This window comes from Leuconostoc sp. JNUCC 76, assembly GCF_053667755.1.
This window is the reverse complement of record NZ_CM132206.1, coordinates 507,008-521,339: the sequence shown is the minus strand read 5'-3', so window position 1 is coordinate 521,339 and position 14,332 is coordinate 507,008. Positions and strand designations below refer to the sequence as shown.

The following is a 14,332-nucleotide window of genomic DNA, read 5'->3' as shown; positions in this document are numbered from 1 at the left end:
CCTCAATATTTATTTATTTTAGTAAGTATTTTTTTTTCCGCCATCATCAAACTCACAGACTCATCAAAAATAATTTCACTTTCTATGCGAAGTGAGTCATCCTTTTGATACCAACGAGTTAAATCACTAGGAGTAAAGCCAGTAACTTGCTTAGTGCAATGACGCCGAACTGTCTCGTTCAAAGATAATTGGTAATAAACAGTAACCACTTGACTAAAATATTGGATTTGCTTACGTATCATTGGACCATAAACACTATTTTTTAAAATGCCCTCTAGTATCACAAACTGTTCTTGTTGATTACCAAACTCAAGTAATTGTTCGATTAGCGGTATCGATAAGTTACCTACCTGATCCTTAACATTGAGCATTTCCCGACGAACAATATCTTGGGATATGAGTAGGCTATCCGGTAAAATACGACGTAATTGATGGGCTAATGTTGTTTTCCCACTACCAGAATTGCCACGTATAATAATTAGCGTGGTCATTCTGCTCGTTTAATTGGTGCAAAAGCGGCTAATAACTGTTTTACTCCTTCTGATGGGAAAGCAACCTTTAATTCTTGATCTTGTGCAGACCCCGACACAGAAACAATCGTACCAATGCCCCATTTTTTATGAGACACCTTATCACCAGGCTGCCAAACCATACTATCAGCACCAGTTGTGCCTGCAGTTATTTTGGTTACTGGGCTAGCCGCCTTATAGGTTGTGGCTGTTGCTCGCTGCATCTTCTTATCAAATGGAAAAGCTCGATCATTTGATGAAGAAGAGATACCACCATATTGTGTATCCAATAGCTCGCTTGAAATTTCATCAATAAACCTCGAAGGTTCATTTGCTTGCGTGCGACCATACAATAAGCGTGAAAAAGCATTAGTTAGATATAATTTTTTCATCGCTCGTGTAATACCAACATAGGCCAAACGACGTTCTTCTTCCAGTTGGTCATCATCCATCATAGCCCGTGACAAAGGAAATATACCTTCCTCCATACCAACTAAAAAGACGACAGGAAACTCCAATCCTTTAGCTGCGTGTAATGTCATTAAGGTAACTGCCCCGTCGCCTTCTTCAAAATCATCCAAATCACTCATTAGCGCAGTTGAACTCAAAAAATCAGTCATCGGATCAACAGACTCAGGATCTTCTGGATTGTATTTCGAGTCGAATTCCTTTGTAACTGACAAAAATTCTTCCAAGTTTTCTAGACGCCCTTGGCTTTCAGGATCATTTTTCTCGGCTAGCTTTTGACGATAGCCAGATTTTGTCATCGCTAATTCAGCAAGTTCTGTCACAGTTAAAAACTCAGTCTGTTGACGCAAATTATGCATCATTTCAGCAAACTGAATTAATTTTGAAGCTGCCTTAGCTGTAATTTCTGGTGCTAATTCAATATTTTCAATTGCGCCCATATAAGACAAATTCATTCGATTAGCAAAATCCCGTAACCGATTAATCGATGTTGCGCCAATACCACGCTTAGGTTCATTAACTACTCTTTCAAACGCGGCATTATCAGCCGGATTTGTCATCAGATTCATGTATGACATGATATCAAGAATTTCTTTACGCTCATAGAACTTATGTCCACCAACCATAGTGTATGGCATATTAGCTTTCACAAGTGCTTCTTCAATACCACGTGACTGGGCGTTCGTACGATATAATACTGCAAAATCACTGTATGCTGCATTCTTCTCTTGGCGTGATTTTTGAATGTTGGCCAAGACAAAGTTAGCTTCGTCACGTTCTGTTTGCGCGCGATAGTAAGTAATCTTATCGCCTTTGCCATTTTCAGTCCAAAGGCTTTTGTCGATGCGCTCATTATTATTATTGATAACAGCATTCGCTGCATCTAGAATATTTTGAGTTGAACGATAGTTTTGTTCAAGCAAAACTGTGTGAGCGTCTGGATAGTCTTTTTCGAAGTTTAAAATATTATTCATGTTAGCACCACGCCAACCATAAATAGACTGATCTGCATCACCTACAACAGCTAAATTACGTGAACGTTTCGCCAGTAAGTTGACAATCGTATATTGCGCATCATTGGTATCTTGATATTCATCAACATGCAGGTATTCAAACTGATTTTGATAGCGTTCCAGAACGTCTGGTGCTTGTTTGAATAGATCAATCGTCGACATAATCAGGTCATCAAAATCAACGCTCTGAGCGCGACGTAGCTCCGCTTGATATGCGGCATACACTTCAGCGACTGTTTCCTCATATACATTGCCAGCCTGCTTAGCATAAGCCTTAGCTGTCAACATATCATTCTTAGCATTGGAAACTGTGCCTAAAATTGTGCGTGGGTCATATTGATTAGTATCTAAGTTTAGATCGTTAATAACCCGCTTCATTAACGTGCGTTGGGCACTTGTATCGATAATTGTAAAATTACGTGCTAGGCCAATTCTCTCGCCATCTCGACGTAAAATTCGTACGGCCATAGCGTGAAATGTTGAGACCCAAATTTCTCTTGCAATTTCCGGATCAACCAGTTGCGCAATACGTTCACGCATTTCACGGGCTGCCTTGTTAGTAAATGTAATTGCCAAAATACGCCATGGGTATACATTTTTATCTTGCACCAAATGGGCAATACGATGTGTCAAAACACGAGTCTTACCAGAACCAGCGCCAGCCATAATTAATAATGGCCCTTCAGTGGTTTGAACAGCCTCTGACTGTTTATCATTCATTCCTTGAATTAGGGTTTCAATTGGCATTTTTATGTCCTTACTTGTAAAAATAACTTCCTTTATTTTACCATTTTTCATGTAATAACTCTAATGGCTCTTCCAAACATATTTCCCTTGTTATTCCAACATTTTTAGGCGCACGCCCCATATCAATGATAAAATGATAAGCGTAATTACTAGTAAAAGCATATTGAAGGAAAGAAGTATTCTATGAAATTAAGACCACTTGAAAAAAGAGATCTCCCTTATATTTACGAACAAGAAAATTCACGTAAAGTGATGGCATTATGGTTTGAAGAACCCTATACATCTTTTGATGAATTACAAATTCTTTACGATCGTCATATTTTAGATCAAACTGAACGTCGTTTTGTTGTGGAAGAGAACGATCGTTTTATTGGTGTTGTTGAATTGATGGATATTGATACGCTACACAGACACACAGAAATTCAAATCATTATCCATTCCGAGTTCCAAGGTCATGGTTATGCACAAGCTGCTATGAGAGCAGGAATAGAGTATGCCTTCACAGTACTGAATATGCATAAAGTTTACTTGTATGTTGATGTGAATAATTTGGCAGCTATCCACATTTATAAAAAAATTGGTTTCATCCCTGAAGGTACGCTCCGTCAACATTTTTTTGCCGAAGGAGAATACCATGACAGTTTAATGATGGGTATTTTTCCGCATGAATTTACATTTTAAAAACACAAAAAAGTAGACTAACGTCTACTTTTTTGTTGCATCAAATCTTTCCAGATGCCATGTTTGAATAATTGTAATTATTTTTTTAGCATAATTAGGATCTGTTGCATAACCGTCTTGCGTTAAAGCTTTGGCGGCCGAAGCGTAATCATCTGCATCCAAAACGTGTTGATATTGTTTTGCATTCCAACTCGTACCACCATGCAGTAGTTTTGCATGTGCCTTCATACTTTCTTGCCAACTATCATAAGCCGCAAAACGTCCTTGAATGGTGATCCACTCACCATTCACATACTCTTGTGTTGGTAATACCGCACTTTTTTGTCCTGCATCCGCTTTAATGCCATATAGATTATTATACTTCGTTGACAAGGTACTTGTGTGCCAGTCAGACTCTAAGATAGCTTGCGCAATGCTAATTGATGCAAGGACCCCATATTTTTCTTGCAGTTCACGAGCATATGGCGCTAATTCATTAATCCAAGCCACCTTCTTTGCTTCTGCGCTGTTTGTACTGATCTGATTGTTTTGAGGTCTTTCATAAATCGCAGTGTTGGATGTGATGGCGGCTAAAATAACCAATGCAACTAGCAAACCACACAACACACGTAATCTCTGTTTTTGTAATCCTTTTTTTGATCTTCTTCGCTTTTTTTTCGCCATTAATATTGATCCATGAGTAATAATTGTTTAAATCTTACTGAAGTTTGATGCAATTCAGCTGGTGAACCGCTCAACGTGAATTTTCCATTCTCTAAAAAGTAAACTTTATCAACATTTTCGATTCCTGTCAAATGATGTGTGACCCAAATAATCGTTCGATCTTTGAGAACTGAAAATATTTGGGATAAAACCTCGTACTCTGTTTTGGGATCTAGTGATACTGTTGGTTCATCTAGCACGACAATTGGCGCATCTTGCAGCATGATTCGTGCTAAGGCAAATCTTTGCCGTTCTCCACCAGAAAAGCGCGTTCCTGCTTCCTGCATTTGTGTATGGTATCCATTAGGTAATGAATTGATTAGTGACTGTAACCCAGCTTGCTCAATTGCTTTTTGAACTTGCTCATCAGTGGCGTGAATATTCCCCATACGCACGTTGTTCATAATCGTTGTATCAAATAAATACGCCTGTTGATCCAACACAGCCACCAAACTAGACATATTCCCTTGTAAGTTCTGGACTGGCGTTTCATCGATTGTTACTTCACCCAAAGATGATTGGATATCACCTGCCAAAAGCTTTAGTAAAGTTGTTTTCCCTGCACCTGAACGACCAAGTAACGCAATTTTTTCTTTGGGCTGAACTTCAAATGACAAATTATCAACAATTGTTTTGTCCCCATACTTAAATGTGACTTGATTAAAATTAATTACTGCTGAGTTAGTTGTGTGTCTAGTCTCCTGTAGCAAGGTTGGTTCTGGTAAATCATTTAACCGCACAATGCTATCTTCGTAGAATGAGGATTCACTTACACCTTGATTCACAGCAATAAAGCTATCAATCAGAGGAAATATTGCAAGTGTGAAAGCCGCAATGTAATTAACTGTACTTGCACTACCAGAAAACTGATTGGTTGCCCACATTAAGGTTGTTATAGTCAGTACCAATACTAAAACTTGAATAACAAAATCTCGCCACCAGCCAAATTTCATACTTTGGTTCTTAACATGAGCTAATTTTGACATTGTTTCGCCTTGATTTTGTACTAAATCTTCTTGTCGCCCTGATAGCACCCAATCTTGCAAACCTAAAATAGCATCAGTTGCATCTGTATAAAGACTTTGCTGTAATTTTTTTTGTTGTTGCACACTTTTATAGTTCACTGTCAAACTCAACAACGGCACAACAACCAAGATAACAGCCAACATAACAAACCACCACAACATGAATAGCCAATTAATTGAGCCAATTGCTATTGTGAGAAAAAGGTACAATACCATACCTGAACCCAATGGAAAAAGCGTTCTAAGATATAGATTTTGTAAGTGCTCTAAATCGTCAGCAAGTAAACTAAGCACTTCACCTGTTTGCAGTTGTCCTCGAATACTGCTAGCCGTGCTGGCCGTGCTTTCGTATAAACGCTTGCGTGTTTTCGAAACAACACGTAATACCCAATTGTGCGACACCAAACGCTGTGCATAACGAAAAACTGGACGCGCAATTCCAAATGCACGTGTCAGCACGATTGGAACGTAAATAATGAGAATATTAGAAGGATGCTGTGCAGAACGAGAAATTAGAAATCCGGATACAAACATTAATGCACCAGCGGCAAAAGTAATCATAAAATTCAAAAATATCGACCAAAAAAGGCCAGATTTTTGTTGACGAAAGGACGGAAGAATCCATCTGTCTTGTGACAATAATTTTTTCAATCGCTTCATTTCAGACCACCTTTATGCAATTCATGACGCAGCGCATTCAAAGCACTGTTGGTATCAGCTAGCAAGACACTAGGCACACCAGTTTCCACAATGCGCCCTTCACGTATCACAATAACTAAATCCATTTGATCTAACCAGTGTAACCGGTGTGTTGCGAAAAAAACTAAGTGCTTGTCCAAGATAGTTGACATAGTTTTCTTTAAATCAATTTCAGTTTCAATATCTAAATGAGCCGTTGGTTCATCAAAAAGGAGCACCTTACGGGATGAATCTAGCAACATTCTTGCTAAGGCTACACGCTGCGCCTGCCCGCCAGATAGTTGACGCCCACTTTCACCAATTACTGTATTCAACCCTGCTGGCAATTCATCAATCAAACTGGATAAACCTGCTTTTTCAACAGCTTCACTGATTGCTTCGTCACTAGCGCTTGGTGCGTAAAACCTAATATTATCACGTAACGATTCATGAAAAATATAAGGCGTTTGTGGCATATAAAAAAACTGTTTTTGCCACTGCTGTTGTGTTAAATGTTTGATTTCCTGTCCGTTGATATTTATCGTTCCTTGCTCAGGCTGTAGGAAGCCTCCCAAAATACTTAGTAGTGTAGATTTACCAGAGCCACTTTCACCAACCAAAGCAATTTTTTGATAACCTTTAGCGTGCAACGAAATATTTTTCAAGTTAACTTTTGAGTCGTAAGAAAACTGCACAGCATTCAATGACAATTCACTCTCTGCATGCCATTTATTTAATTGGAGTTCATCTTGTGGCCCGACAATTTTGGTATCAATAACTTCCAAAACATCAGTTAGTGAATTTTTACCATTCAAAGTTGCGTGATAATCATCAGCAAAATTACGCAAAGGAAGAAAATATTCTGGTGCTAAAATCAAAATTGTCAACGCTGGGAAGAGTGCCATTCTGGCGTTCATTAAATCCATTCCCAAAAACACAGCAACAATTGCAACTGATAAAGTCGTAAAAAAATCAAGCGCAAACGTTGATGTAATCGCAATTTTCAACGTTCGCATGGTTGTTTTTCGATAATCTTCTGAAATATTATAAATTTCGTCACCATATGATTGCGACAAACCTAGTTGCTTCAAGGTTGGCAGGCCTCGCAAAGCATCTACAAAACGATTATTTAAGTTCTTAAAATTAGCAAACTCTGCATCAGCTTTACTTTGTGCTGCTAAGCCCAAAATGATGAAAAACAAAATAACCACTGGAAATACTAGCAATAAAAATAGTCCTTGTTCCCACTTAAGATAAGCAATATATAGCAGAATTAACCAAGGAATAATACTCAAATCAAAAACTTTAATCAATAGTAGTTGAAAATAGTTTTTAATATTATCCAGTCCCGCACCTAGTGTTGTAACTGCATTTCCTGTTCCTGATTGTTTAATAATACTAGGGCCAATTTCGGTATACTTAGCCAACAATTGAATACGATAATTTTCCACTGTATGATCAGCAAATTTCGACATATAGTTATTTTTTAGCACAATCAATAATTGTCTCATCACAAAAGAAAACGCAAAAAGCAATACATTAATGATTGTTTGGTCAATGCTTTTACCTTGCCATAAATCAGTAATTGCTCGAGCCAAGAAAACCCCTTGAAATATAATCGAAAATGCTTGAATTCCTGTCAAAATAACTAAAATTACTAAAGAACTAATAATACCTGGTAACGCAAAAAGTCTTTTATCTATCATATTTTTATATGTGTTAAACAACAGTTTGCTATCTCTATAACAATACCCTGCCAAACACTCTCCTTAAATAAAAAAACGCCTACAATCAATTGTAAACGTTTTTAGAATTATTATTCAACTACCTTATCAGCTACAATACGCTTACGGAAAACCCAGAAACTCCATATTTGATATCCTAATGTCAATGGTAAAGCTGTTAATACAACAAATGACATCACTTTTAATGTATATGGCGATGAAGATGCATTAATAATTTTTAAACTGTGTAGCGGATTGTTAGCTACCATTAAACGTGGGAATAGGCCAACGAATATTAAGATGACTACCTCAACCAAAGTCAATCCAGATAAAATAAATGGGAAAACTTCTTTTTTCTTGTTAACCGTTAAATACCAACCAATAACTGTGGATAAGACAATTGCCGCTAGCATAATTAATGTCCATAACAATTTCGTTTGGAAAAAATCCGTGTAGAAGAACAGCAGAATTGCAAATAGTGCTTCTCCAGCTAACAAAATTGGATATAGAGCTTTCAATTGTGCCATTGCTCTTGTGCGAATATCACCGATAATACGCAATCGTGTATAATTCAGCCCATGCACATAACTCATCAAGGTTACAGCAATACCACCAACTAGTGTAAATGGTGTCACATAATCAAAAAATCCAGCCGATAGGTTTCCTTTAGCGTCCATTGGCATACCAGATACCATTGCCGTAAAAATCATTCCTAGGAAAAATGGCGCAATAAACGAGGAAATAGCAATCAAGCGCTCCCAAATTTGTGATCCTTGTATTGTTGGCATATGTTCACGAAACTCGAATGAAACACCTCGATAAATCAAAGCCATCAATACGATAAACAATAACAAATAAAATCCTGAAAATAGTGAAGCATACCAATATGGAAATGCCGCAAACATGGCACCTCCAGCTGTAATTAACCAAACCTCGTTAGCATCCCAATGAGGCCCAATAGCTTCATAAAGTGCCTGTCGATCTTTTTGATTACGGGAATTGAAAACAAATTGCATGCCTATACCAAAATCATAACCTTCTAAGAAAAAGAATCCTGACCATAATATTGCAATCAAAACAAACCAAGTAATTTGTAAGAAACTCATTATGCTTTCTCCTCACTTCCTGCTAGATCTTCATATGGATCTCGTGGTGATAATTCTGCTTCTTTTTCAGCATCAGGACCAGCATGTAATGCACGACGGGACAACCAAATCATCACACCACCAAGTGCAGCAAACGTCAAGAAATAAATAATGTTTGAAATAAGCAACGAAGCGGTTGAAACATTGGGTGATACAGCATCCGCAATAGTCATCAGTCCGTAGACAACCCAAGGATAACGCCCTAATTCTGTTACGAGCCATCCGGCCGTGTTCACAACAAATGGGAAGAAAGTCATAATTCCTAGTACCCATAAAAACCAACGTTGCGTTAGAATTAAATTGGTTTTTTTACGATTGAACCATAGGGCTACAACAGCAACAAGGCCAATTAATCCAGCTCCCATTGCCATCACACGAAAGGCATAAAATAGTGTATTTTCTGGCACATAATAATCCTTGATTCCATCGTGTGTCTTACCATACTTCTTTTCAAATTCTTTGTTTAACTCTGTGGTTCCTATAGTTTTACCACCTGTCAAGGAATGATTTCCCAAGATGGACAAGGCATATGGCACTTCGATTCTTGCAATCACTTTGTGTGTTTTAGGATTGGTAACAGAAATCAATGACCAAGGTTGTGCCTTATCAGCACGCTTTGAAGAATCGATGGTTTCATCAACACCTTCCATGGCTGCATATTTCATTGGTTGCATAGATTGTAATTCGAAGGCATGCTGATCACCTGTATACAAAGCGCCACCGACACCTACCAAGCCAACAAATAAAGCAATGTTAATTGACTTACGGAAAAAATCGATTTGAGGATCATTCGTTTTAAGTTTTAGTAATTTGAATGCCGACATACCAGCAACGATAAAGCCACCTGTAACTAATGTCCCAACAATAACGTGCGGAAATTCAATCCACAATTGTTTGTTGGTTAACAATGCACCTATGCTAGTTAACTCAGCACGCCCCATGTTGTTATCAATTGCATAACCAACAGGGTTTTGCATGAATGAATTGGCAGCCAATATCCATAAGGCTGACAAACTTGATGCAAAAGCAACAATCCATATAAATATCACGTGAATTGCTGGTTTAAAGCGATCCCATGTAAATGACCATAATCCAATGAACGATGATTCGGCAAAAAATGCAACTAAAGCTTCAATCGCTAATGGTGCGCCAAAAATATCACCAACATAACGAGAGTATTCAGACCAGTTCATTCCAAACTGAAATTCTTGAATAATACCGGTTACAACACCAACAGCAAAACTTAACAAGAAAATTTTACTCCAAAATTGTGCCATTTTCTTGTAAATTTCGTCTTTTTTGATAACATACATTGTTTCCATTAAAGCGACAACTACTCCAAGACCAATTGACATTGGTACAAAGAAAAAATGAAAAATCGTTGTCATTGCAAATTGAAAACGGGCTAAATCAAGAATGCCCACTAACGTAACCATAACTATTCCTCCACTGACATGACTGAACATTTGACATGTCTAACTCAAATATTGAAACCAATCTAAATTAGATAGTTTCTATCTTATATAGTTTATCACTTGATAAGCTATGAAGAAAGTAATTTGGATATTTTTAAATAAAATAAAAAATACCCATAACTTTTCATCATGAATATTCTTAATAACATATAAAATTTAACTAAAGTTAGAATCATCCTCAAGGAATGTGTTCAAGACTTCTTCGACCATATCCCATTCTTTATCATCTTCAATTTGAACTAATTCTTCTTCTGTTGCATCACCATTTTCATCGGGATTAAAAATGTAAGCTTGAATGTCAACTTCTTCATCATCCTCGATGCCTTCTGGTACTAGTAAAATATAATCTTTATTATATTCATCTGAATGGAAGGTGAATAATACTTCATACAGAGATTCATCACCACTTTCATCAATTAACGTAATTTTTTGTACTTCTGCGTTATTTTCGCTCATGTTTTTTTCCTTATCAAATGTCATAAGTTCATTATACAATAAAAGCCTTGCTCCGTATAGGGACAAGGCTCTTATTCTAGTTGGTTAACTTACCTTTCGAATCTAAATAATTTTGTAAAATAAATTCAGCAGCTATTTTATCAATAACTTTTTTTCGCTTTTTGCGTGATACATTAGCTTCTTCAATGAGCATACGCTCAGCTTCCACCGTAGTTAACCGTTCATCCTGAAAATCAGTCGGCAAACCGAAGTTTTCCTCAACCAACTTTGCATAGTTTCGAGCTGCTTCTGCACGTGGCCCCTCACTATTATTCATATTTTTTGGCAAACCAAGAACAACACCTGTCGCGTTTTTCTCTTTGATTATTTCTCCCAAACGATCAATGCCAAACTCTTTATCTTCTTCATTGATGCGGATGATTTCAACACCTTGTGCTGTCCACCCCATCGGATCACTAACCGATACACCAACTGTTCGACTACCAACATCTAACCCTAATATGCGCATTATTTTTTCAAATAGGCGTGTACAAGTTCTTCAATAATTTCATCACGCTCATGACGTTTAATTAGATTACGTGCGTCATTTAAACGTGGAATATAGGCAGGATCGCCAGACATCAAGTAACCAACTATTTGGTTAATTGGATTATAGCCCTTTTCTTCCAGTGAACTATATACAATCTCAAGTGTTTCGTGGATATCTTTTGGCATTTGATTACCAAAATCAAATATTGCTGTTTCATCTCCTACTGTCATAGTACACGCTCCTTTCTTTAGAAATCATCTCCATACTGCCTTGTTTATTCACTCATTATACTACGCTATAATCACATCAATCAAGTTACAAACAAGTTACTTATTTGCTAAGAATGCCGAAACTTCGGTAAATGCATCCTGAATCCCAGCAGCATTTTTACCACCAGCTTGAGCCATATCAGGACGGCCACCGCCGCCACCGCCAATGCTTGGTGCGATTGTCTTGATTAATTCACCGGCTTTAATGCCTGCCTCATTAGCATCTGGTGAAGCAGCAACAATCAAACTAACTTTTTCATCAGCAACGGTTGCTAGCACCAAAACTTCTGATGGATAATTCTCTTTCCAGTTATCAGCAACTTGTCGTAAGCCATCCATACCAGAAACCTGTAACTGGGCAGTAATATAAGTATGTCCATTGACAGTTTTCACATCATTAAAAATCTCACCCGCTGTGGCATTAGCTAATTTAGCTTCTAATGATTCAGCATGACGTTGCGCCGTACGTAAATCAGCTTGCAAATCATATACTTTCTCCGGAGCATCGGTCAGTTTTTGTGCCTTCAAAGTAGCAGCTATTTCTTTCAAAGCTTTTTCTTGAGCCTTATATTGTGCTAGTGCTTGTAGACCAGTTACCGCTTCAATACGGCGTACCCCGGCACCAATTCCTGATTCACTGACTATTTTAAATAGACCTAACTCTGCGGTGGAATTAGCATGAGTACCACCATCAAACTCTTTATTGAAATCACCAATTGATACAACACGGACCTGATCGCCATATTTCTCACCAAATACGGCAACTGCACCCAATTTTTTCGCAGACTCAATGTCAGTTTCTAACCATGTAACCGGTAAGTTCTTAGCAATTTCTTGATTCATCATCGATTCTATTTTATCAAGATTTTCACTTGAAACGGGTCCATCATTATTGAAATCAAATCTTAAATATTCTGGCTCTACTAATGAACCCGCCTGATGAACATCACCACCAAGTATATTACGTAATGATTGATCTAACATGTGCGTTGCTGTGTGGTTTTTGGATACAGCAATATGACGCGCCATATCAACCTTCAAATCTACTTTATCACCAAGAGTAAAGCTTGAAATGACATCAACCGTGTGAATATGTTGTCCGTTTGGAGCTGTTTGAACATCTGTAACACGAGCAATCACATTTCCATTAGTGTTCAAAACAACACCAAAGTCAGGCACTTGTCCACCCATTTCAGCATAAAAAGGCGTTACATCAAAGGCTAGTTGTACGGTAGCATCAACATCGGCATTATCCAATAACGCATCAACACCTTGTTCATCTTCGCCAATAATAGCAACGATTTCTGCATGATTGACTTCAGTTTGGGACCAACCAACATACTTTGAATCGACACGCAAATCGGTTAATACGGCATTTTGAACGCCCATTGACTTAGTATTAGAGCGTGCAGCACGAGCACGAACGCGTTGCGCATGCAACTCATCATTGTATCCATCCACATCCACTGTCAATCCAGCATCTTCAGCCTGCTCTTGCGTCAACTCAAGCGGGAAGCCATAAGTATCAGATAATTTAAATGCATCGGCACCACTAATTTGTGTTTGGCCAGTCTTTTTAGCTTCTCTGATAACATCATTCAACAAAGAGAGTCCGCCTGTTAATGTTGCATTAAAGCGTTTTTCTTCAGCAGCAACAGTCTTTTGAATTTTGGCAGTGTTGGCTTTAACTTCTGGATAGTAGCTCTCCATGATATCCCCAACAATTGGTACCAGGTTAGTTAAAAACTGTCCTTTAATGCCTAATTTTTGTCCATGCAAAACTGCGCGGCGCAACAAGCGCCGAATGACATATCCACGTCCCTCATTTGAAGGCAAGGCACCATCCCCAATTGCAAACGTTATTGCACGAATATGGTCGGCAATTACTTTAAAACTCGTATTGACCTCTGAATCTTGGCTATCATCATAGGTAAATTGATTTGATAATTTCTCTGTGGCCCGGATAATAGGTAAAAACAAGTCTGTATCAAAGTTAGTGCGACCATTTTGGAAAACAGATACGACACGCTCAAGTCCCATACCGGTATCAATATTTTTATGAGGTAACTCGGGATACTGTGAATTATCTGTTAACCCTGGTAAATGATTAAATTGTGAAAAAACAAGGTTCCAGATTTCTAGATATCGTTCATTTTCACCACCCGGATACATTTCTGAATCATCATCGGGTAAGTCTTGAAAGTCAGTACCACGATCAAAGAATATTTCAGAATCAGGGCCAGAAGGTCCCTCACCTATATCCCAGAAATTATCTTCAACTTCATAAATGTGACCGTCAGGCAAGCTAGTTTTCTCTTCCCAAATTTTTCTAGCTTCTTGATCTTTAGGATACACAGTTACATACAATTTTTCAGCATCCAAGTCATACCACTCAGGACTGGTCAATAATTCCCAAGCCCAAGGTATTGCTTGTTCTTTAAAATAATCTCCAATCGAAAAGTTGCCCATCATTTCAAAAAGTGTATGATGTCGAGCTGTTTTCCCAACGTTTTCGATATCATTGGTACGGATTGCCTTTTGAGAATTGGTGATACGTGGATTATTTGGGACTACTGTACCATCAAAATACTTTTTTAAAGTCGCAACACCGGAATTAATCCATAACAATGTTGGATCATCTTGCGGAATTAGATTTTTTGAAGGTACAACTTCGTGACCCTTAGAAGCAAAAAAATCTAAAAACATTTGGCGAATTTCTGCTGAACTCAAGTCTTTCATAAAAAAATTTCTCCTTAAATAATATAAAAAGACCAAAACAAAGTGCGGACGCTCTACCGTGGTACCACCGCAATTTGTAATGATCTTGAATAAAATCTTTACCTTTATGTCTCATAACGCTGAGCAGCGGTGATTTTTCAATCACAATTAAGTCTGGTAGCGCAAAAGAGCC

General features: G+C 37.9%; 12 protein-coding genes. 1 reads left to right on the top strand and 11 read right to left on the bottom strand.

The annotated features are described in order from the left end of the window. Positions 1 to 2: 2 nt before the first annotated feature. Complete coding sequence (locus JNUCC76_RS02755; protein WP_454155620.1) at positions 3 to 491, bottom strand: kinase; 489 nt, start codon at positions 489 to 491, stop codon at positions 3 to 5. Next, positions 488 to 2,737, bottom strand: coding sequence for a DNA helicase PcrA (pcrA, locus tag JNUCC76_RS02750; RefSeq protein ID WP_211636724.1), 2,250 nt, complete (start codon positions 2,735 to 2,737; stop codon positions 488 to 490). Before pcrA ends, JNUCC76_RS02755 begins: the two co-directional genes overlap by 4 nt. Positions 2,738 to 2,920: 183 nt before the next feature. On the opposite strand from pcrA, the gene JNUCC76_RS02745 reads away from it, so the two are divergent. Beyond that, entirely contained in the window at positions 2,921 to 3,418 is a 498-nt protein-coding gene (locus JNUCC76_RS02745) for a GNAT family N-acetyltransferase (protein WP_454155619.1), read from the top strand. Positions 3,419 to 3,442: 24 nt separating this feature from the next. On the opposite strand, the gene JNUCC76_RS02740 is transcribed toward JNUCC76_RS02745, so the two are convergent. The 9 genes from JNUCC76_RS02740 to alaS form a co-directional block, all read right to left on the bottom strand. Further along, on the bottom strand, positions 3,443 to 4,081 hold the full coding sequence (locus JNUCC76_RS02740; protein WP_454155617.1) for a glycoside hydrolase family 73 protein: 639 nt from the start codon (positions 4,079 to 4,081) through the stop codon (positions 3,443 to 3,445). Continuing rightward, positions 4,081 to 5,805, bottom strand: coding sequence for a thiol reductant ABC exporter subunit CydC (gene cydC / locus JNUCC76_RS02735; protein WP_454155616.1), 1,725 nt, complete (start codon positions 5,803 to 5,805; stop codon positions 4,081 to 4,083). The genes JNUCC76_RS02740 and cydC overlap by 1 nt, the downstream gene beginning before the upstream one ends. After that, positions 5,802 to 7,529 (bottom strand): thiol reductant ABC exporter subunit CydD, encoded by a 1,728-nt coding sequence (cydD, locus tag JNUCC76_RS02730; protein ID WP_454155614.1) that lies wholly within the window; start codon positions 7,527 to 7,529, stop codon positions 5,802 to 5,804. The genes cydC and cydD overlap by 4 nt, the downstream gene beginning before the upstream one ends. 110 nt (positions 7,530 to 7,639) lie before the next feature. Further along, positions 7,640 to 8,653 carry a cytochrome d ubiquinol oxidase subunit II gene (gene cydB / locus JNUCC76_RS02725; protein WP_454155613.1) on the bottom strand — a complete coding sequence of 338 codons (1,014 nt, stop codon included), beginning with the start codon at positions 8,651 to 8,653 and terminating at the stop codon, positions 7,640 to 7,642. Next, positions 8,653 to 10,128 (bottom strand): cytochrome ubiquinol oxidase subunit I, encoded by a 1,476-nt coding sequence (locus JNUCC76_RS02720; protein ID WP_454155612.1) that lies wholly within the window; start codon positions 10,126 to 10,128, stop codon positions 8,653 to 8,655. The genes cydB and JNUCC76_RS02720 overlap by 1 nt, the downstream gene beginning before the upstream one ends. Positions 10,129 to 10,323: 195 nt before the next feature. Further along, on the bottom strand, positions 10,324 to 10,623 hold the full coding sequence (locus JNUCC76_RS02715; RefSeq protein WP_454155610.1) for a DUF1292 domain-containing protein: 300 nt from the start codon (positions 10,621 to 10,623) through the stop codon (positions 10,324 to 10,326). 76 nt (positions 10,624 to 10,699) lie between these two features. Further along, entirely contained in the window at positions 10,700 to 11,131 is a 432-nt protein-coding gene (ruvX, locus tag JNUCC76_RS02710) for a Holliday junction resolvase RuvX (protein WP_454155608.1), read from the bottom strand. Beyond that, a complete protein-coding gene (locus tag JNUCC76_RS02705) occupies positions 11,131 to 11,382 on the bottom strand; it encodes an IreB family regulatory phosphoprotein (protein ID WP_004164519.1) in 252 nt (83 codons plus the stop codon). Before JNUCC76_RS02705 ends, ruvX begins: the two co-directional genes overlap by 1 nt. A 96-nt stretch (positions 11,383 to 11,478) precedes the next feature. Beyond that, on the bottom strand, positions 11,479 to 14,160 hold the full coding sequence (alaS, locus tag JNUCC76_RS02700; RefSeq protein ID WP_454155606.1) for an alanine--tRNA ligase: 2,682 nt from the start codon (positions 14,158 to 14,160) through the stop codon (positions 11,479 to 11,481). Positions 14,161 to 14,332 lie beyond the last annotated feature (172 nt).

Bases quoted from the DNA above. Each gene is read 5' to 3' on its own strand.
- JNUCC76_RS02755 (WP_454155620.1), bottom strand. From the start codon at position 491: ATGACCACGCTAATTATTATACGTGGCAATTCTGGTAGTGGGAAAACA.
- pcrA (WP_211636724.1), bottom strand. From the start codon at position 2,737: ATGCCAATTGAAACCCTAATTCAAGGAATGAATGATAAACAGTCAGAG.
- JNUCC76_RS02745 (WP_454155619.1), top strand. From the start codon at position 2,921: ATGAAATTAAGACCACTTGAAAAAAGAGATCTCCCTTATATTTACGAA.
- JNUCC76_RS02740 (WP_454155617.1), bottom strand. From the start codon at position 4,081: ATGGCGAAAAAAAAGCGAAGAAGATCAAAAAAAGGATTACAAAAACAG.
- cydC (WP_454155616.1), bottom strand. From the start codon at position 5,805: ATGAAGCGATTGAAAAAATTATTGTCACAAGACAGATGGATTCTTCCG.
- cydD (WP_454155614.1), bottom strand. From the start codon at position 7,529: ATGATAGATAAAAGACTTTTTGCGTTACCAGGTATTATTAGTTCTTTA.
- cydB (WP_454155613.1), bottom strand. From the start codon at position 8,653: ATGAGTTTCTTACAAATTACTTGGTTTGTTTTGATTGCAATATTATGG.
- JNUCC76_RS02720 (WP_454155612.1), bottom strand. From the start codon at position 10,128: ATGGTTACGTTAGTGGGCATTCTTGATTTAGCCCGTTTTCAATTTGCA.
- JNUCC76_RS02715 (WP_454155610.1), bottom strand. From the start codon at position 10,623: ATGAGCGAAAATAACGCAGAAGTACAAAAAATTACGTTAATTGATGAA.
- ruvX (WP_454155608.1), bottom strand. From the start codon at position 11,131: ATGCGCATATTAGGGTTAGATGTTGGTAGTCGAACAGTTGGTGTATCG.
- JNUCC76_RS02705 (WP_004164519.1), bottom strand. From the start codon at position 11,382: ATGACAGTAGGAGATGAAACAGCAATATTTGATTTTGGTAATCAAATG.
- alaS (WP_454155606.1), bottom strand. From the start codon at position 14,160: ATGAAAGACTTGAGTTCAGCAGAAATTCGCCAAATGTTTTTAGATTTT.